Origin of the sequence: Streptomyces sp. NPDC051183, assembly GCF_040682455.1 — a bacterium.
Lineage (GTDB): Bacteria > Actinomycetota > Actinomycetes > Streptomycetales > Streptomycetaceae > Streptomyces.
On sequence record NZ_JBFBBA010000033.1, the window covers coordinates 79,932 to 99,756 of the forward strand.

General features: G+C 68.6%; 13 protein-coding genes and 3 tRNA genes. 9 read left to right on the forward strand and 7 right to left on the reverse strand.

The features are described from left to right. Positions 1 to 179: 179 nt before the first annotated feature. Positions 180 to 1,619: an FGGY family carbohydrate kinase gene (locus AB0M99_RS26815; protein WP_365924683.1), complete on the reverse strand. Its 1,440-nt coding sequence runs from the start codon at positions 1,617 to 1,619 to the stop codon at positions 180 to 182. Positions 1,620 to 1,680: 61 nt separating this feature from the next. Continuing rightward, positions 1,681 to 1,986, reverse strand: a complete 306-nt coding sequence (locus AB0M99_RS26820; protein ID WP_365924685.1) for a YtxH domain-containing protein — start codon at positions 1,984 to 1,986, stop codon at positions 1,681 to 1,683. Positions 1,987 to 2,132: 146 nt separating this feature from the next. Between AB0M99_RS26820 and AB0M99_RS26825 the strand changes: the two genes are divergently transcribed. From AB0M99_RS26825 to AB0M99_RS26850, 6 genes are all read left to right on the forward strand, one after another. Beyond that, positions 2,133 to 2,205: transfer RNA gene (locus AB0M99_RS26825), tRNA-Asn, on the forward strand. Positions 2,206 to 2,210: 5 nt separating this feature from the next. After that, positions 2,211 to 2,283: transfer RNA gene (locus tag AB0M99_RS26830), tRNA-Asn, on the forward strand. 185 nt (positions 2,284 to 2,468) lie between these two features. Further along, positions 2,469 to 2,542: transfer RNA gene (locus AB0M99_RS26835), tRNA-Ile, on the forward strand. Positions 2,543 to 2,890: 348 nt separating this feature from the next. Further along, the gene (locus tag AB0M99_RS26840; protein WP_185301024.1) at positions 2,891 to 3,124 is read left to right on the forward strand and encodes a type II toxin-antitoxin system VapB family antitoxin; all 234 of its coding nucleotides are present in this window, start codon (positions 2,891 to 2,893) and stop codon (positions 3,122 to 3,124) included. Next, the gene (locus AB0M99_RS26845) at positions 3,121 to 3,528 is read left to right on the forward strand and encodes a PIN domain nuclease (RefSeq protein WP_365924687.1); all 408 of its coding nucleotides are present in this window, start codon (positions 3,121 to 3,123) and stop codon (positions 3,526 to 3,528) included. Before AB0M99_RS26840 ends, AB0M99_RS26845 begins: the two co-directional genes overlap by 4 nt. Before the next feature lie 307 nt (positions 3,529 to 3,835). After that, on the forward strand, positions 3,836 to 4,585 hold the full coding sequence (locus AB0M99_RS26850; RefSeq protein ID WP_365924689.1) for a hypothetical protein: 750 nt from the start codon (positions 3,836 to 3,838) through the stop codon (positions 4,583 to 4,585). A 473-nt stretch (positions 4,586 to 5,058) separates the two neighbouring features. Here the strand turns inward: AB0M99_RS26850 and AB0M99_RS26855 are convergent, their stop codons facing one another. Next, positions 5,059 to 5,340, reverse strand: a complete 282-nt coding sequence (locus AB0M99_RS26855; RefSeq protein ID WP_365924691.1) for a DUF6233 domain-containing protein — start codon at positions 5,338 to 5,340, stop codon at positions 5,059 to 5,061. A 527-nt stretch (positions 5,341 to 5,867) separates the two neighbouring features. On the opposite strand from AB0M99_RS26855, the gene AB0M99_RS26860 reads away from it, so the two are divergent. After that, positions 5,868 to 6,989, forward strand: coding sequence for an endonuclease domain-containing protein (locus AB0M99_RS26860; protein ID WP_365924693.1), 1,122 nt, complete (start codon positions 5,868 to 5,870; stop codon positions 6,987 to 6,989). 274 nt (positions 6,990 to 7,263) lie between these two features. Here the strand turns inward: AB0M99_RS26860 and AB0M99_RS26865 are convergent, their stop codons facing one another. The 4 genes from AB0M99_RS26865 to AB0M99_RS26880 form a co-directional block, all read right to left on the reverse strand. Further along, positions 7,264 to 8,316 carry a hypothetical protein gene (locus AB0M99_RS26865; RefSeq protein ID WP_365924695.1) on the reverse strand — a complete coding sequence of 351 codons (1,053 nt, stop codon included), beginning with the start codon at positions 8,314 to 8,316 and terminating at the stop codon, positions 7,264 to 7,266. Positions 8,317 to 9,094: 778 nt separating this feature from the next. Continuing rightward, entirely contained in the window at positions 9,095 to 9,643 is a 549-nt protein-coding gene (locus AB0M99_RS26870; RefSeq protein WP_365924713.1) for a transposase, read from the reverse strand. A 66-nt stretch (positions 9,644 to 9,709) separates the two neighbouring features. Beyond that, a complete protein-coding gene (locus AB0M99_RS26875) occupies positions 9,710 to 10,021 on the reverse strand; it encodes a winged helix-turn-helix domain-containing protein (RefSeq protein ID WP_365924697.1) in 312 nt (103 codons plus the stop codon). Positions 10,022 to 10,490: 469 nt separating this feature from the next. Beyond that, the gene (locus AB0M99_RS26880) at positions 10,491 to 10,844 is read right to left on the reverse strand and encodes a hypothetical protein (RefSeq protein ID WP_365924699.1); all 354 of its coding nucleotides are present in this window, start codon (positions 10,842 to 10,844) and stop codon (positions 10,491 to 10,493) included. Positions 10,845 to 11,124: 280 nt separating this feature from the next. Here AB0M99_RS26880 and AB0M99_RS26885 point away from each other — a divergent pair, with 280 nt between their 5' ends. Beyond that, entirely contained in the window at positions 11,125 to 18,954 is a 7,830-nt protein-coding gene (locus AB0M99_RS26885; protein WP_365924701.1) for a ricin-type beta-trefoil lectin domain protein, read from the forward strand. 35 nt (positions 18,955 to 18,989) lie between these two features. Further along, entirely contained in the window at positions 18,990 to 19,430 is a 441-nt protein-coding gene (locus AB0M99_RS26890; protein ID WP_365924703.1) for a DUF4240 domain-containing protein, read from the forward strand. Positions 19,431 to 19,825: the final 395 nt, after the last annotated feature.

Here is a 19,825-nt window from a genome sequence, read left to right on the forward strand (position 1 = left end):
CTCCGGTCGGCAAGATCGAGGGGTTCAACCCATCTTCAGCCAACAGGAGCCCCGAACCCCAGCGCTTTTCGCAAAGGCCGGTCAAAAGGAGTAGTCGCCCCGCCCGGTCCCTAGGGCGCCTCCGCCGACCCTGGTGCCGGGGCCGAGAACGCGCCCCGGCGCCGGGGCCCGACGCGGTACTAGAACGCGCCCGGGTGGATCTGCTCCCGCGTCGCGACGTACTGCTGGCGCACGCCCTGCCACGCCGGGAACTCCTCGTCCGGCTCGAAGACCTGCGCCGCCGGGGCAGGCCACACCGGCGGGGTGTGCGGGGCGAGCGTGCCCCGGGCCACGCCCAGCGCCCACGCCGCCTGGCGCGCCGCGCCCAGCGCCGCGTAGTCGGCCGGCGCCGGTACGACGACCTGCGTGCCGAACAGCCCCGGCGCGAAGGCCTGTACGGCGGGCAGTTCGGCCGCCGCGCCCAGCAGGAACACCCGCCGGATCTCCACCCCGCGGCTGCGCAGCACGTCGAGCGCGTCCACCAGCCCGCACAGCATGCCCTCGAAGGACGCCCGGGCCAGGTGCTCCGGCTTCATCGAGTCCCGCCGCAGCCCGGACAGGGTCCCGGCGGTGTGCGGCAGGTTCGGCGTCCGCTCGCCCTCCAGGTACGGCAGGAGTACGAGTCCGTGCGCGCCCGGCGTCGACTTCAGCGCGAGCGCGCTCAGCCCCTCCAGGTCGGTCCCCAGCAGCTCGGCGGTGCCGCGCAGGGCCCGTACCGCGTTGGAGGTGTTCACCACCGGCAGGTGCATGCCACCGGCGTCGGCGAGGGAGGTGATCAGACCGCCCGGCTCCGACAGCGCCTCGTGGTGCACGGCCATCACCGACCCGGAGGCCCCCAGCGAGACCACCGCGTCGCCGCGGCCCAGCCCGAGCCCGAGGGCGGCGGCCATGGTCTCGCCGGTGCCCGCGGAGATCAGCAGCCCCTCGGGCGTGGTCCCGGCGGCGTCGGCCGGGCCGAGCACCTCGGGCAGCAGCGCCTGGTGCCCGAGCGCCAGCTCGACCAGGTCGGGGCGCCAGGTGCCGGTGGCGGTCGACCAGTACCCCGTCCCGGAGGCGCCGCCCCGGTCGGTGGTGCGCCGGGCCGGGCGTCCCAGCAGCTGCCACACCAGCCAGTCGTGCGGGGACATCACCACGGCCACCCGCCGGGCCGACTCCGGCTCGGCGCGGGCCAGCCAGGCCAGCTTCGCGACGGGCTGCGCGGAGTGCGGGACGGAGCCCACGGCCTCGGCCCAGGCCTGGCGGCCGCCGAGCCGCTCGATGAGGTCGGCGGCGGCGACCTGCCCGCGCTTGTCGTTGCCGACCAGGGCCGGGCGGACCAGCCCGCCCTGCGCGTCCAGCGGGATCACGCCGTGCTGCTGCGCGGAGACCCCGATGGCCTGGACCCCTTCGAGGAGCCCGCCGCCGGCGGCCTCGCCGAGCGAGAGCAGCCACGCCTGTGGATCGGTTTCGTGGGGGACGGCCTCGCCGGTGGGCTGCGGATGGGGTGCGTACCCCTGGCGCAGCACGGCGCCCGTGTCGGCGTCACAGACGACTATGCGAGTGAAGGCGGAAGAGCTGTCCAGCCCGGCGACTATCCCCATGCGGAGAATTCTGCCGCACGCCCGGCGGACTTCCGCCGCCCAGAGGCGGCGGAAGCGCCCGTCAGGTGTTGCTCGTACCCCAGTCGTCCTCGCCCGCGCCGCCGCCGACCCGCTCGCGCAGTCCCCGTACGCGCCCGGCGAGGGAGGCCGGCACCGCGTCGCCGACCCGGTCGCTCACGGCGGCGAAGGCCTTGCCCGCGAACTCGCGCCCGCTCTGCCCGGCCGTCTCGGCGGCGTTGCGCACCGCGGGGTTCTGCGCGAGCTCCCGGGCGGACTTCTTCAGCTGCTCGTACCGCTCACGCCCGGCCCGGGTCCCGAGCACGTACCCGAGGGCCAGTCCGACCGCGAACGTGACCTTGTACCGCATGCCTGTCACCTCTCGTCGTGTGGTGCCCGGCCTGCTGTCGATACCGATTGGCGGAGCACCCCCCTGCTTGCGCTAATCTATGACTCGCAACGGGCACTCGCCCCCCGGCACAGGCCGGAGGTGGGCTGTTCGGCGCACCGCAGCAATCCCCTGTAGCTCAATTGGCAGAGCAGCCGACTGTTAATCGGCAGGTTACTGGTTCGAGTCCAGTCGGGGGAGCTCGGTCCCCTGTAGCTCAATTGGCAGAGCAGCCGACTGTTAATCGGCAGGTTACTGGTTCGAGTCCAGTCGGGGGAGCAAGAAAGAACGAGGACCCCAGGTGGGTCCTTTTCTTTTTTGCCCTGCTCCGGGAACCGGGCAGCACTCAGCGCGGTCTCTCTGAGCAGGCGAAGCCGATCATGCGAGGCATCCGGAGCAGGAGATCGTATGAGCGGCTATGCTGCGGCAGACGGCGCGCACACATGTACGCGCCACGCCGTGAAGGGGCGGTAGCTCAGCCGGTTAGAGCAGCGGACTCATAATCCGTCGGCCGTGGGTTCGAGTCCCACCCGCCCCACCGAGCGTCCCCAGGCAGAATCGTTCTGACCTGGGGAAACGCGTTTTGTGGGGGCGTTTTGCGTGTGGCGGACGCCTCGTGGAGGTGTGGCGCACGCCGGCCTTTGCATATCGAAGACGAACCCTGAATGGCTTTGACCTGGGGTTTTGTGGCGAAGCCTCCGTAAGGGCGTCGTGGGACGGCCCCACGGCCGTTGAGGGGGACGTCGCACTCCACCCGACTCGCCACATCGGCGCGACATCGCCCCCTCCGCACCTGGTCCGCATCGAGCCATGAGCTGGCACCGCGAATGTTGGTGACGTATCATGGTTATGTACATCATGGACTTGTGGTGAGGGGCTGGCTGGTATGTCTGTGACCCAGGTCGATCTCGATGACGAGGCGCTGGCCGAGGCGATGCGGCTCATGGGCGCGTCGACGAAGAAAGAGACGGTCAACGGGGCTCTGCGGGACTACGTGGCGCGCATCAAGCGGCTGGAGGCTGCCGAGAAACTGGCCGCGCGGGGCGAGCGGGGCGAGTTCGAGGCCGCGGCTGCGGCGCATGCAGCTGCCAAGCGCGCCCGGCGGGCAGCCTTCGAGTGATCACGTACCTCCTCGACACGTCCGCCCTGTGGCATCTCTTCCGTACGCCGGGTGCGTTGCGGTCGTGGGAAGGGCACATCGCTGCCGGCGTGTTCCATATCTGCGAGCCCACGAGGGCGGAGTTCCTCTACTCGGCTACAAGCCCGGTCCACCGGGACGAGTTGGCCGAAGAGCTGGATGATCTCTGCCATCTCTCGCCGGTTCCCAAGAGCGCATGGCGCTGGGTCGAAACCGCGCAGTACAAGCTCACCCAGCGAGCACAGCACCGCGCCGCCGGAGCCATTGACCTCTTGGTATGTGCGACAGCGGTCCATCACGGGCACACGGTGCTTCACGTGGACAACGACTTCGCCACGGTGGCGGCGGTCCTCAAGGAAGTGCAGCAGCGAGACGTACGCGCCTGACTCTTTGTTGAGTTCGAGCGGTACTCGATCAACTCAGGTGGCCGACTCGACCAAGCAGGGCGTAGGTGTCCATAGCGGGAGGCAGTACGGCCGGGGCCGCATTCGCCGGGCGCTGCGGGAAGAGGAGTGCTGCACGCCCGCCCTGATGTCGCAGTCTGCCATGTGGCAGCTACCGCAGAGGTGCAGGCTCGCAATCGGAACGTCCCATTCTGCCCTCGACTTTCGCGGTTCTCGCAGGGTCGCTCGGGTGGGTGTGACTGCCGGCGTTCGGTGTCTGGGTGCTTGGTGTTGGCCGTAGGCTGCGGCTGTGGATGAGCTTCTTGTTGCGCGGGTGCGCTTGCTTGATCAGCAGGGTCGGTCGGTGAAGACGATCGCCAGGGCGACGGGGATGAGCGCCGGAGACGTTGTCGGGGTGCTGAATGACGCGGCGGCGGTCTCGGGATTGGGTCGCGGCGAGCCGCGTTGCTGGGTGAACGCCGGCTGGAGCCGCAGTGTGGATCTTGAGGGTGCGCCGCAGTGGGCGGGCCTTGATCCCGGGGCTTCCGATGCGGAAGAGGTACGCGGTCTGGTCGCGGTGCTCGTCGCCGCGGACAGTACGCGCTCCACGAAGGCGCAGGTCGCGGGGTTCCTGCTGGACGTGTGGTGTCTGGGGGTGAAGAACGCACTCGCCCCGGAGTCGATGAGTGAGAGTCGGCTGGCCGGGCATAGGGGGCTCTACTTCAGTGCCTTCGATGGGCATGTGCAGGTTCCGGCCGACCTTGCCCGTGGCCTGGTGTTCGGGGCTGCCGCCTACGCGCGCGGCTTGGGGTTCGAACCCGAGGGGGAGCTCGCGGGGGAGTTCACGGAGGCCGCCGTGGTGCTCGGAGAGCCTGCCGGCCCCAGCCAGATCGGCTTTGGCCGGGAGGGCAAGCCCTTCTTCGTCAACGGCCCTTACGATGATCCTGAGACAGTGCTGCGGACGCTGCGGCGCGCGGTTGGTGACGACGGTTTCCACTTCGAGGTCGCCTTCCCCGAGCAGCCGTCGCGGCGACGTGGCTTGTTCGGGCCGCGCTGGTAGCGGTCGGCGCACTGGGGCCGAACAGTGTTCTCCACCCGGGCGGGTGACGGGCTTGAGACCGCGCCCCGTATCGTGGGCGGTCGGCTGTCCCGCAGCCGTCCGGGACTGGGAATGACGTGGCTGGGGTGCGGGCGTTTGCGGTGCCGCGAGCCGCGCTTGGGGCAGAAATCTGCCAGGAGCCCCGTGAAGACCAGGGTCGCCGCAGCGATGCTGTCCAAGGCCCCGGTCACGTCCCGCCATGTGGTGTAGGCGATCAAGCGGTTTGGGATCCGGTTCGACGGCGCCGGTGATCTTCATGGTCGGCTCGGCCCACGAAGGCACACGGTGGGGATGGCGAGCGCGTTGTCGACCGTGACCGTACCCGTCCAGACGTGCGGATCCCGGTCCGTTGATCGGCTACGCGACTCGGCGGGACACCATCCAGGTAAATCCGTGTCCGTCCCTCACACTGCCTGCGGAAGGTGGCCCCGAGGTTAGTTGGTTGCTGGGAGTGAGGAGGCCGCGTCGCATTCCCGGCAGGCGGCGGTGCGGGGTTGACGGAGTGCGTCGAGGGCCTGGTCGAGGTCGAGTGGTGTGCCGGGCTGGCATCCGATGACGTGGAGCAGGCTTGCCCCTGGATAGCCGGGGCGGTGGGGGAGCTGTTGCACGGCCACGCCTCCTGGCCGGCGGGGAGACCAGCGGGTGCGACCGTCCGGGTCGGCACTGTGCTGTAGTCGCCGCCCGGGATCGGGCGGACCTGGCCGGCGTCCAGCCATACGCGCTGCTCCACGGGCTCCAGCCTGCCGTTGGCGCCGGTTCCCCAGACCGATATTCCGACCCGGTACTGCCAGCCCGCGGTGGCGTTCCGGCGCTCGTACAGTGCGCCTCGAAGTTCCTGCCCGTCAGGCAGGACTACCACCACCCGAGCTGCGGCTTCCGACACCTGCGGTCTCCCCGTTCCTCACACGTCCTCAGGAAGCGGAGCGCCCCGAAGCGCGGCCCCGCTCAATACCCGCCAGGTGAGTTCCGGGCCGGGTGTACCGGTTATCAGTATGTCGGTGTTGTTCGTTAGCCTGCTGGGATGCCAGAGCATGTCATCCCGGGCCGCACGGGCAGCCTGATCGCTCTTGGTCCTGCGGACGCGCTGTGGGTCGGCTTGACGGCCGGCAGCGCTGTACCGACGGCTTCTGCGGCGTTCACCTGCTCTCCTGCCCATGCCCGGGCGGGGTACGTCCTTCTCGGCGGCCGTGTGGTGACGACGGTGAACACCGGAGGCGGCGAGTGGAGTGTTCCGGAGTGTGAGGTGCGCCAGGCGGCAGCGGAACTGAACGCGGTCGAGATGGACCACCGGGACCTGGTCCGCATCGGTCCGTTCCGCGGCACGCCGCAGCAGAAACACAACGAGAACGCGCCGCTGCATTGGCGCCGGCGCATCACCCGGGAACTGCAGGAGCCGGGCGACCCCGGGCAGGCAGCACGACGTGAAGACGGCCGGCCGTTCCATCTGGCGGGAATTGACTGGCGGCGGACACTCGTAGAGCAAACCCGCGACGGGACGGCGCGGACATGGTGGCTGCCACGTGCCGTGGTGAGGCTGCTGGACGCGGCCGGGCACGCCGAAACCCGGTGGCTGCAAGCAGAACAGACCCGCCAGACAAGTAAGACCGTCACCGAGCCGCCCTCCCGCCCCCGCAAGATCTCAGCCGCCGACGGCCGGCAACCGACGAACCCCGACCTCCCAACCGCGCCACTGCGCCCGTACAACGGGGAACTGGCAGGCCACCTGTACTCGGCACTCAGCAGGAAACCCGGGATCTCCCGCAAAGTGGCCGGGTGGACGTGCGCAGTCTGCCGCACCGCCCCCGCCGCCGTACTCGACCACTGCCACGAACACGGCTACGTCCGCGCCCCCGTCTGCCAATCCTGCAACACACAAGAACGCCCCGACCACCTGTACAGCAACGACATCCGCGTAGCCGGCCACTACACACACCTCTTCGACACCCACACCGCCGACTGGCTCCAGCACTGGCACCGCTGCCCCGGCTGCCGCACCCGCACCACCCTGCCGCTGCCCCACCTCGCCGCATGGACCGCCCACACAGCCTGCCGTTCACTGCGCCCGACCCACCGCGCCCCCCGAGGGCGCACACCTTGCGGTGTGCTGCGCGCGTCCTGGACGGGCAGCCAGAACGCGCCCCGTTCCTGCCTGCTCACTGTCTCCGTCGACTTCTGCCCCTTTGGCGAGCACCGTGTCCTGGCACGAGTCCCCTACCGCGAAGCCACCGAGCGGTTTCGCACCTGGCTGGCCGAGACCGCCCCTGCCGTGGCCGCCGCGGCCGGCCCCGACTCCCTTGACGGCCTCCCCGCCCGGTCCCGGCCAGTCATCGCGGACACCAGCAGTGAGGGCCTGCTGCTCTTCTGAGTTGCGTGTGGTTCGACTTGAGGGAGCTGGTGACCTGGAGATTCGCCTTGCGGCAGTCCCCGGCAGGCGCACCGACGAAACCGCGCTGTTCAGCGCGTACCCGAGCACCGACAGCGGTCGCTTCCCACGCTGAGGTGGATCGTTTCCCACCGCCCTGGTCGGCAGCGTCCCCGACTCCCGGCTCGGCAGTTCCAAGCCGCCCACGAGCCACGGCACAACGCCGCAGCAGCCGGGAAGTCCCGCCGGACAGAACCACCAGCCCCAGCCAGCTCCCTCAACGGAAGATCCCGAATGGGAGGCGGAACGGTCGACGGTGCCGGCGGCCTCCGTGTCGGCGGCGCCCCCGCCGCGAAGACCTGGCCTGTGCAGGGAGCAGGATCTCGGCCCCGGTCAGCTGCGCCAGCAGTTCCCGGTAGGCGGCGGGTTCCCGCTCGAAGTCCGTGCCGGCCGCGAGGGCGGCCAGGTCGGCGTCCTGCCCACGGAGCAGGTCGACCGAGGCCTGCGCGAACCGCTCGGGCAGCCCCTCCCGCTCCGCGTCGGCCAGCAGGAGTCGTAGCTCACCAGTCGCCCGGACAGCACTCCGCCGCGCCCCCGGGCCGGCCCGCAGCATGCTCCGTACTCCGGAGGCGGGCGCCGCATCGCGCAACGGCCCGGCCATCCGCTCCACGAGCCCTCGTCCGAGAGCCGCAGTCTCCCGCGCCTGCGGACCCGCCTCCCGCAGTAGCCAGAGCGCCGTCACCAGCCGAGCATCGGAGCCACCTCCGGAAGTCTCGGCCAAGGCACCGCGATGCCCCGCTTCACGTACCGCCTCGACAGCCCGCTCATAGTCCTCGACCACGCACCGCGCCGCCCCGGAGAGCCGAGCCGCACGACGAACGAGCCGCGGCTCGGCTCCGAGAACCCGGGGGAGGGCGCGAAGGTTCCCGCCGATCAGCCCAAGGGTGATGAGCGGCGCCCCCAGCAGCAGGAAGACATCGGAGGCCCCAAGATCCGACTCGCCGCCGAGATCCTCCAGTTCCCCCCGGTCAGGCCCCTCGGTGAACATGAATCCGGTCGCCCAGCCGTAGCCACGGCTATCGGGATACTGGGGCGCTTTGAGGCTGTCCGCCCGGTCGGCGTCACAGTCATAGGCAGCTTCCCGCGCCCGCTTCTGGTACGGATCGATCCATCGGACCCTGCACGACCCGTCGGGCTCCTCTTCCAGCACCGTCAGATCGATCTGACGCGATGCGGACATCTCCGACCCGGCGGCGTACAACCCCACCGAACACGTGAAGAACACGAAACCCAAGGTCAACACCCAACGGAAAAGCGGCACATGCCTCATCCCGTCCCCCTCCCCCAGTGGCATGCCAGCGTCCCCCGTCACGCGGGAAGGTGCGAGAAGAGATCCCGGCAGCACGCGTGCCGACGACGCTGCCGGAGCCCGGCAGGAGACAGCGCGTTTCGATCCCGCGCGACGCGACGGACAACAGCGCCGCAGTGACAGCCGCCGCACGTGTCAACGGCCTCGTAGTGCTCCCCGCGGTGCCAGCACGGGCCAGGACCGTCTCTCGGCGACGGGTGAAATGAGGGCCACGGGCGGCGGATCAAAAGTGAGCCACGGTAGGCCCACTCCAATTTCGGTCTCCCACCTCCGACACCCTGCTCGGCGGCTCCGGGTAGGGCTCGGCAATCCTGGACGAGCCGCTGTCATCGCCGCGCGGCGGGTGCCTCTCGGACAAGCGGAGCAAGGCGGACTTCCGCCTGCGGATACATGGCTGGTGGGTCGCGCCGACTGGCGCCAACCAGCCGACCTCCAGATCCTGCAACGTTACCGCGCGTAGCGGGTGAACGTGGTCCGGGCGTGGGGAGCCGCCCCAAAACGACCTATGCGGTGATTCGGGGATGCTGGCGGGCGGGTTCTTCCTGAGCTCAGCAGGTGCGGCGGGACACGGGGTGTAGGGGGGAGTGGTGTGGCGAACGCCTAACGGTCCCTGCTTGAGCCGGATCGAGGAGGATGCAGCCGAATGGAAACAGGTGGATATGTCCGTTCCTCCGGCATCTTCGCAGGTGAGACGCGTCACTGGATTGGGTTCGAGTCCCACCCGCCCCACCGCCGCAGGTCAGAAGAAACCTTCTGACCTGCGGAAACGCAGTTTTTTTGTGGCCGTGGGAGCCCTGCGCCGGTGTGGCGAATGTGAGGCGAAGGCTGCATCGCGTGAGCCCCGGAAGCCTTTGACCTGGGGTTTTGCCTGCTCATCGGTGGGATGGGTGCTGGTTGGTCCCACGCCCGTCGCCCGGACGACGTTACATCCGCAGGCACCCCCATTCCTCGGGAATGTTTCGACCCCGTGGGCATCGAGTGAACCTTTTGGGGTGGGCCTTCCCCGGCTGGGTACCGGGGCGGGTCCTTCGGATACCCCAAGGGGCAGTGCGGTCGTTGTAGATGCGTACGTCGCTGATGGCGGTGTTAGGAGTACGCGGAGTTCGGCCTGGTTCCTGGCCCGGTGCGTGTAGGGCAGGCTGCGTTTGAGGTCGGCGTTGACCAGCTCGTCGGGGTTCGGCTCGGGTGAGCACGAGGGCAGGAAGTGCAGCTCGATCTCGTCCTGGCGGCCGGCGAGCCAGGCCTGGACAGTCTTCGAGCGGTGGGCCGAGTGCCGGTCGATGATCAGGGTGGACCTTCCGGTCGAAGTGCCCGAAGTGCCCGAAGAGCCGGGCGCGGAAGCGGCACATGACCTTCACGTCGAACGGCTCGGTGAAGACCGTGAAGTGCATCCGATCGCGGACATCGCGTTCACGGAGAACCGGGTCCCGGTCCGGCGGACGATGGGAGTCGTACCCGTGGCGCCGCAGGTTCGGCCGGTGACCTGGTCCGAGAGGATCCCGACCTGATCAGCGAAGAGGGCTTCGCCGTTCTCCACCTTCGCTCTGGCCCGGATCGTCGGCCAGGTCTCCCCGTGCCAGATCCGGACCGCTTCCGTGTCCTGCTCGACCGCCCGCTTGTCCGGATGCTGGAAGGTCAGCCCCCAACGCTTGAGATACTTGCCCACCCGGGCTCGGTGAAGCGGACCCCATACAGCTTGAGGATCAGCTCGCCTATCTGCCCGCGTGTCCACAGCTGACAGTTGCACACGGCCTTCACCCGACACCTTGAAAAGGGCGGCAACCTTCGCCCGGTCCCGACCCTCCCCCGGCGCGGACACCGCCAGCAACCGCGCGGCCTCCTATGCATCCGGCGACCAGGCCGCGGATCCCTCACCAGATCGCTCACACACCGTCAACGAGCTCGAGCCGAAAGCAGTACGGGTTAATAGTTCCAATATATACAGTGCGTGATATCTGAGCACGAAAGACTCCGGTTAGTTGCCAAATGCACACTTACCAGGACGGGTTCGTTGCTCGATTGATATGCCCACAAGCTTCTCGGCCCCCATCGCGTGAGAGGTTGGCCGGGGACCGGTGATCCGGTTCATGGTCAAGCTTTTATGAGTGCTTAGGGGTAGCTTTGCCACGAAAGTCCTAGGCCTCGCCCGCGTTTGCGGGTGGGGCCTTCACTATGCGCAGGGTGCGGCGAATAGCCGTGCTTGCTGCGCTCGGGCTGCTGGTGGAGACGGGGGTGGCGCTCGATGTGCTGACCGCGGCTCCGGCCGCGGCGGCCCCGCAGGCTCCGGCGGCGGCTGCTCCGGTGACGGAGGCTTCTGACGAGGCGTCGGCGCTGCTGGCCGCCCGCCTGAACAAGCGGCGGATCGAGGTGACCGGCGCGCGGAGCGAGCACACGACGCTGTGGGCGAATCCGGACGGGTCGCTGACCCAGGACATGTCCTCCGGTCCGATCCGGATGAGGGTCGGCGAGGCCTGGGTTCCGGTGGACACGACCCTCGTGGAGACCGCTGACGGGAAGGTCGCCCCGAAGGCCCACCCTGAGGGTCTGGTGTTCGCCGGCGGCGACGCGGCGGTGAAGGTTGGTGATGCGCTTACTGGTGCCGCACCGGCCGGCTCGGCGTCTCCGTCTCCTTCGACGTCTGCCTCGACTTCGCCGAAGTCGACGCCCGGTGCCGCTCCTGCGCCGTCCGCCTCGCCTTCTGCCTCGCCGTCTGTGTCGGCTTCGGAGTCCGCGCGGGCTGCCAGGTCCGTTGGTCGGACGTCGCTGCCGATGGCTGCTCCGGGTGTGCCCGCCGAGCGTGACCTGGTGAAGGTCGGTTCCGGGGACCGGCAGGTCGAGCTTGGCTGGCTGGGCAGGCTGCCCAAGCCGAAGCTGTCCGGCTCGACCGCGACCTACGTGGATGCCCGCCCGGGCGTGGACCTGGTGCTGGAGGCCACCCGTACGGGTTTTGAGCAGTACCTGGTGGTCAAGGACCGTACTGCCGTCTCCCAGGCCGGCACGATGACCCTGCCGGTGGACACGACCGGCTACAAGGTCGAGCGGCAGGCGGACGGTTCGATCCACCTGACGGATGCCGCCGGTGGCAAGCCGACCGTCCGGATCCCCGCTCCCGTGATGTGGGACGCTGCGGTCGACGAGCGCTCGGGTGAGCACCTGCACCGGGCTCCGGTCGCGATGGAGCTGCGCGGTGAGGGTGCGGACGCGGAGCTGGTGTTCACTGCGGACGCCGCGTTCCTGGCGGACGCGAAGACGCAGTTCCCGGTGACGATCGACCCGGTGGTCGACGTCGGCACCAGCTTCGACACCTTCGTACAGAGTGACTACTCGACGGACCAGTCCTCGTCCACCGAGCTGAAGCTGGGTACGTACAACGGTGGGGCGGTCAAGGCCCGCTCCTTCCTGCACTTCCCCGGTGGGGGGTTCAACGGGAAGCAGATCCTCGACGCGAAGCTGTACCTGGCCAACTTCCACTCCTACTCCTGCACGGCGCGGGACTGGGAGGTCTGGTCGGCTCAGTACGCGAACACCGGCAGCCGGTGGGGCAACCAGCCCGGCCTGATCTCCCGATATGCGGTCTCGAACGAGACGCGGGACGTTCCGGGCGACAACGACAGCCATGACTGTCTCGGCGAGGGCGGCACCTACTGGGTGAAGGCGGACGTCGGCAACCTGGTGCGGGACTGGTCCACGATGGGGGCGGGCACCTACGCGCTCGGTCTCAAGGCCGCGAGCGAGAGCGACTCCTACTCGTGGAAGCGGTTCGAGTCGTCCGAGGGCGCCCACTCGCCGTTCCTGTCGATCACGTACAACACCGTTCCGCCGACGCCGTCGACGGTCGATGTGCTCCCGTCCCAGCAGGGCAACCCGCGCTACACCTCGTCCGCCACCCCGGTCTTCCAGGTGTTGGCGAATGACCCCGACGGCGGTGACGTCGGTGCGGACTTTGACCTGTACCGCGACGGCACGTTCGTCAGGCGGGTCTACAAGCAGGGACCGAACGGCGCCTACCTGCAGGCCCGCCCGTCCGACTTCGGGCTCGCCCGGCTGGACGAGGGCGTGTCGTACTCGATCGGCTCGCGGCTGTGGGACGGCCGGGTCAACTCCGGCTGGACGCCCAGCGTCACGGTGATCGCCGACACGGCCAAGCCCGGCGCGCCGTTCGTGACCTCGTCCTCCTACCCGTCCGACGGCCTGTGGCACGGCGGCGCGGGGCAGGCGGGTACGTTCAGCTTCACCCCGGCCACCGGCGTCACCGACCAGGTCGGATACGTCTACAGCATCGACGGCGGAGCCTCGGTGAATGTGGACGGCACAGGTCCGACCAACGCGAACATCACCCCGAGCGCTGATGGCCACCGCGTGCTGAAGGTGCAGTCCAAGGACCGTGCGGGCAACCTCTCCGACCCGACCTCGTACGCGTTCTCGGTGGGCACGGCCGGGCTGAGCTCCCCGGTCGACGGCACCCAGAGCGCCAAGCGCGTGAAGCTGTCGGTGGATGCCCAGACCCAGTACAAGCGGGTCGTGTACCAGTACCGCCGCGGGCCGGGTGCCGCCGAGTACAACGTGCCGACGGTGAACCTGGCCAAGGCAGACAACACCCTGGTCACCGATCCGAAGCCGCGGCTCGCGGACCTGGGCACGCACGCCAACTGGACGGTGGTCGACACGCTCGGCGATGTCGGCGGCGTGGTGCAGGTCCGGGCGCTGCTGTTCCCCGAGGACGGCTCGGGCAGCGGTTACGCGACCGCCTGGAACACCATGACGGTGGACCGCAACGCGGACGGTGCGGCCGCTACGGACATCGGTCCGGGCTCGGTCAACCTGCTCACCGGTGACTACTCGACCGACGTCACCGATGCCCACGAGTACGGCATGTCCGTCAAGCGCACTTTCTCCTCGCGCGGCCTGGGCCGTGGCTGGGAGCCGCAGGGCGAGCGTCTGACGGCCAACCAGCGCCAGGTGGGCTTCGGTACCACCGGCTTCACCGCCGGCCAGCCGGCGACGATCGAGCGCTCGACGGCCCGCGGTCACGACGCCTCGACCGATTCCCTGCGGATCGTGCCGACCGGCACCGACTCGTACGCGGCCGTCGGCGGTGACAACACCATGGCGCTGGGCATGAAGCCCGGCAAGACCTACCGGCTCACCGGCTGGATCTACGTTCCGTCCGCGACGGGCCTCAGCCCGGATTACACCGACCGCGGCCTGCGCCTGGCCGGCTTCGTCAAGACGGCGGCCGGCTACTCCAAGGTGACCTCGGCCAAGGCGGGGTTCACCGACGGCTGGCAGCAGCTGTCGGTCGACATGACCGTCCCGCAGGGAGCCACCGAGGCGTTCTTCCGCCTGTACAACGGCTTCTCCGCGAGCGGCAAGGAGGTCTTCTTCGACGACCTGTCGATGAAGGAGATCGTCGCGCCGTTCGGCCCGCAGTGGGCCGGCGGTCCGGACGCGGGGACGGGATCGGAGTACCGGTCGCTGTCCTTCCCCGAGTCCGACCTGGTGGAGATCAAGCACACCGACGACTCGGTCCTGACCTTCGCCAAGGGCAGCAACGGCGCGTTCTTCCCGGAGCCGGGCGCGGAGTCGCTGACGCTGACCGCACAGCCCGGTGCGGCAGGAAAGATCACCACACCGACCACCGGCCGCTGCCTGGACATCAGCAACGGCAACAATGCCAGCGGCACTGCCGTGCAGACCTGGGACTGCAACGGTTCCGGCCCGCAGCAGTGGGTGCTCGGTGAAAACGGCTCTGTCTCGGCGCTCGGCAAGTGCCTGGACGTGCCGAACGCGTCCACGGCGGACTACACCAAGCTGCAGATCTGGGACTGCAACGGCACCGGCGCCCAGCAGTGGGAGGTCCGACCGGACGGCAGCCTGCTGAACGCCAATTCCGGCAAGTGCCTCGACGCCCCGGACTCCGGCCAGCTGGGCACCCAGGTCACTCTGCACTGGTGCCACGGCGGTCTGAACCAGAAGTGGACCCCGGCCAACTCCGGCACCGCCTACAAGCTGACCGACCTGGACGGCTCCTCCACCCTCTTCGCCCGGGGCCTGGGCTCGGACGTCTTCCTGGTGCAGAGCGAGACCGGCCCGGAGGCCGCTTCCACCACGCGGTACGTCTTCGACGTCACCGACGGGCGTTCGCTGGCCAAGCGTGTTGTGGCACCGGTCGAGCCTGGCGTGGACGATGCCAACGGATGTTCGGTGGACCCGCTGCCGCGCGGCTGCGAGGTCATGGACTACGACTACGCCACGGCCACGACAGCGGTGGCCGGTACGCCCGGTGACTTCGTGGACCGGGTGCGGTCGGTGAAGGCGTGGTCGTGGAACCCGGCGGCGTCCAAGCAGGAGGCCGTGGAGGTCACGCGGTACCTGTATGACGAGCAGGGCCGACTGGTCCAGGTGTGGGATCCGCGCCTGGCGGCTCCGCTGAAGACCACCTACACGTACGACGCGGCGGGCCGGGTCACTCGGATCGCCCCTGCGGGCGAGCTGCCGTGGGACTTCGACTACGGTCAGACGGTCGGTGACCCGGATGCGGGCCGGCTGCTGAAGGTCCGCCGCGGGACGCTGGTGGCGGGCAGCAAGGACCAGGTCAACGGCGAGATCGCGACCAAGGTGGTCTACGGCGTTCCGCTGACCCGCGGCGCCGGCGGTCCGTACGACATGTCGGGTGCGGACGTCGCGCAGTGGGCGCAGATCGATGCGCCGACGGACGCGACGGCCGTCTTCGGGCCGGAGGACGAGCCGGGCACACACACGGCCACGTCCACCGCCCCGGGCAAGGACGGGTACAAGCCGGCGACGGTGCACTACCTGAACGCGTCGGGCAACGAGGTGAACACCGCCACGCCGTCTGTGACGGACAAGGGCGACATCGACACCAGCGAGTACGACCGCTTCGGTCACGTGGTGCGCACGCTTGAGGCGACCAACCGTGCGATCGCATTGGGATCCCACCCCGACACGGCTCGGTTCGTGGCCGAACTCGGCCTGCCGGCCGCCTCCGCGGACCGGGCGCGGCTGCTCGACTCGCGGACCACGTACACGGCCGACGGTCTCGACGTCACCGAGACGCTCGGCCCGGTCTACCGGGCCACGCTCTCCGAGACGGTCACGGGCGGCACGGCTCCGGTCCAGGTCACCGCGGAAGGCGAGACGCTTCCCCGCCTGGGGTCGACCGCAGAGGTCTCCACCCAGAACGGCGGCCCCGAGTGGGTCGGCGGTGGCGGCTGGTCCGGCAACGCCCAGGTGATCCTGGGCGGCAAGAAGGTCGGTGACAGCGCCTCCTTCCGCATCACCGTGCCGGAGGAGGGCCCGTACCTGCTCTCCGCCAAGATGACCAAGGCGATCGACTACGGCACCGTCAAGTTCGTCATCGACGGCACCGACGTCACGGGCAGCTTCGACGGCTTCAACAACGGCGTCACCACCTCGCCGTGGTCCGCCGGACAGCCGGTCACCCTGGCCCGCGGTGACCACCAGCTCGACCTGGTCGTCACCGGCACCAACCCCGCCGCGGTGTCGCCGTACTTCCTGGCCGGAATCGACACCGTCACGTTGACCAAGACGACGGTCAACCCAACCCTGCCGGCCGGCACTTCGGTGCTGGTGCGGGACCACAACGCCAACACCTACGACGAGGGCAAGCCGGACGGCCAGGCCTACCACCTGGTCACCACCGCCACGGACGGCGCCCGGATCGACGGGTACGCGACCGACGTCGAGCTTCGGGTCACGAAGAACGGCTACGGCACACCGATCGGCGGCACGTCCGGCTGGGTGCTCAAGACACCGACGTCGGTGACCACCGACGCGGCGGGTCAGGCACTGACCGCGACGATCAAGTACGACTCGTCGGGGCGGGCGCTGGAGTCCCGCAAGCCCGGTGCCACCGGTACGGATGCGACCACGGTGAAGACCGTGTTCTACACCGCCGGTGCGAACGCGGACGACGCGGCGTGCGGCAACCGTCCGGAATGGGCGGGCAGCCCGTGCACGACCGGCCCCGGCGGGACGATCACCGGTGCCGATGCGGCGCGGATGCCGACGACGCTGCCGGTCAAGCGGGTCACCCGCTACTCGCGGTTCGGTGACACAGAGGAGGTCACGGAGACCAACGCGGGCAAGTCCCGTAAGAACGTCACCGTGTACGACGGGGCGGACCGGATCGTCTCCACCGAGATCACCTCGGACGAGGGCCTGGCACTGCCGAAGATCACCACCGAGTACGACCCGGCGACCGGTGACAGCGTCAAGACGACCTCCGGTGCGGGCACGGCCGGCGAGAAGTCCCTGACGCGCGTGATGGATGCGCTGGGCAGGCTGATCTCGTACACGGACGCCGACGGCGGCACCACCACCACGGAGTTCGACGGCTACGGCAAGCCCACCAAGGTCACCGACCCGACCGGTTCCACCACCTACGCCTACGACCGCGCGACAGAGCCGCGCGGCATGGTCACCTCCATCACCGACAGCGTGGCGGGAGCCTTCACCGCGAAGTACGGCCCGGACGGCCAGCTCGTCGAGCAGACCTACCCGGGCGGGATCGTCCGCAAGGACTCCTTCAACGCCGTCGGGGCAGCCACGGGCCGTACCTACACCCGCACGTCGGACTCGTCGACGGTCTGGTCGCAGACCATCGACGTCTCCACCCAGGGCGCCATTGCCAAGGACACCTCGTCCACGGCTACCCGCGCATACACCTACGACCGGCTGGGCCGCCTGACCAAGGCGGAGCAGACCACCGTCGCGGTCGGCTGCGTGACCCGCCAGTACTCCTTCGACGCACACTCCAACCGGCTGGCCAAGCTCACCTCACAGGCCGGCACCGGCGGGTGCTCAACGGACAACGCGGTCGCAGAGAACCACTCCTACGACAGCGCCGACCGGCTGATCGACACGGGCTACGCCTACGACGCGTTCGGCCGCACCACCAAAACCGGATCGGGTTCAACCAACACCTACTGGGCGAACGACAAGGTCGCCGCCCAGGAGAAGGGAGACGACAAGCAGCAGTGGGCCGTTGACGCAGCCCACCGCCTGACCGCCTTCACCACGTCGAAGAAGCAGGCGGACGGCACCTGGGCCAACGCCACCTCCAAGCTCAACCACTACGGTGACGACAGCGACGAGGTCCGGTGGACCATCGAGGACACCACCCAGGGCACCCTGACCCGCAACGTGTCCGGCCCGGACGCCGACCTGTCGGCGACGACCAGCAAGACCGGTGACATCCAGCTCCAGCTGACCAACCTGCAGGGCACCGTGGTCGTCACCACCGACACCGCGCTGACCACGCCGGTGGTGCTGGACTTCGACGAGTTCGGCATCCCCCAGGACGGCCAGGCCACGGTCCGCTACGGCTGGCTCGGCGGCAAGCAACGCTCCGCCGAAGCACTCGACGGCGACATCCTCATGGGCGCCCGCCTCTACAGCCCGGCACTCGGCCGCTTCCTGCAAGTCGACCCGGTCCCGGGCGGCAACGCCAGCCCGTACGACTACTGCACCGGCGACCCGATCAACTGCACCGACCTCGACGGCAACTGGGGCTTCTCCTTCAAGAAGGTCCTCAACGTCGTCGCCAAGGTCGCAGAAGTCGCCTCCTACATCCCGGGCCCGATCGGCGGTATCGCGGCCGCGGTGTCCTCGGTGTCGTATGCGGCGACTGGCAACTGGGGCAAGGCCGCCGAGATGGCTGTTACCGCAGCCGCCAGCCTCGTCGGCGCCAACACTGCCGTCAAGGCGGCCATCACCACGGTGAAGACAGTTCGGTCGGCCGGCCGCGTACAGCGCGTCGCGTCGCGGGCAAGGGCAGTCTTCCGCCGTGCCTGCAACTCCTTTGATCCGGACACCCTGGTCCTCATGGCCGACGGCAGCTACTTGCCGATTAGCGAGATCGCCATGGGCGACTACGTCACCGCCATGGACCCCGAAACTGGCGAGAGCACCGCGGAACCGGTATTGGCCGTGCTGGTGGCCTACACCACCAAGCACATGGTTGAGGTGGAAACCGATCTCGATCCGAGCACGCCCGGTATACGGGCCACCGCCTACCATCCGTTCTGGGTGGAGGATCGCGGCTGGACCGACGCGGCGGACCTTCATCTGGGAGACAGGCTGCTCGCGACGGACGGCAGCATGCCCATCGTCACGAGCATGTGGGACGAGGGTGACCTACCGGAGCAGCTCGTCTTCAACCTGACCGTCGGCAACACTCACACCTACATCGTTCGGGAACCCTCTGGCGAGGATGTCCTCGTCCACAATTCCGCATGTGGGCTCAACGCCAACAACCTGAACTGCTCATGCGGCAGCCACGTCTACAAGATCTACGAGAAGGGAACCAAAAACCTCCACAAGTACGGGACAGGCACCGGAAGGGTCCGAAACGGTCTTCGGCTGGATGGTAAGTCCCGGCGAGCTGAGAGCCAGGTCCGAAAGCTCAACAGGGCTGCGGGTTATGAGAAGTACGAGTCGAAGGTGATTCGGCGAACCAATACTGTTCGCGCCGCAAAGAAGATTGAAGCGGCGAAGATCAAGAAGCATACCCGGCGTTTCGGTCGACGGGCGCCGGGGAATCCGGTGGACCACTAGCGGCGCGTCCAGCATTACGGCAAAGAAGGAACATCATGGATCGTAACGAATTCTGGAAGATCATCGACTCGTCGCTCAATCCTGAGATGCACGAGACGATCACCGCGATCGAGGAGGCACTAGAGTCGCTCTCGGGCGCAGAGATCACGTCATTCCACGACCGGCTCAGCGAGGTTCTGTTCGCGTTGGATCGGAAGGACCTCAACGACGTCGAGTACCGCTTCTTCGGAGCGTACGAGGCGGCGGGCGAGTCCCCCGATGACTTTCTCTTCGCCCGCTGCGCTGTCGTCGCCTCCGGGTCCGCCGAGTACAACGGAGTCATGGCTGACCCCAGCGCGTTCGCCAAGGCTTGGGACTGGTGCGGCCAGGACCTTCTGAATGTCATCGAGGAGGCATACGAAGAAGTGACGGACGAGGTGTGGGAGTACGAGTCCCCTGTGAACTACGAGACAGGCTCCAACGCCAAAGCCTGGTAGTCAGAAGCTATTCTCCGGAGTCTAGGGTGGGTCCTCCCGCAGCGCCCGCTGCGGCCGGAAGTCGTCAAGCAAAACGGGACGGTTTGGCGCCATCCGCTAGGTCGCTGCGACGGAAATCTCGTCCAGCATGACTGCGTCCGACTGAGCTATCACAGGCGGTCCTTGGCGGCTTCTGCCGCAGAACCGCCAGGTAACAACAGTGGCTCCCACCCCGGGATCGAGGTGGGAGCCACTGTCATTGATCCGTGCGTGACGGATCTGGTTCGTGAGAAGCCGTATCTCAACCAGGGCTGATTCATGGTCGTGTTGATCATGCTGCGTCGCAGGTCAGGGATAGTCCGAGGAGGTCGAGCGGGCGGGTGAAGGGCGTGTAGGAGACTTCTCGGAGTCCGGCG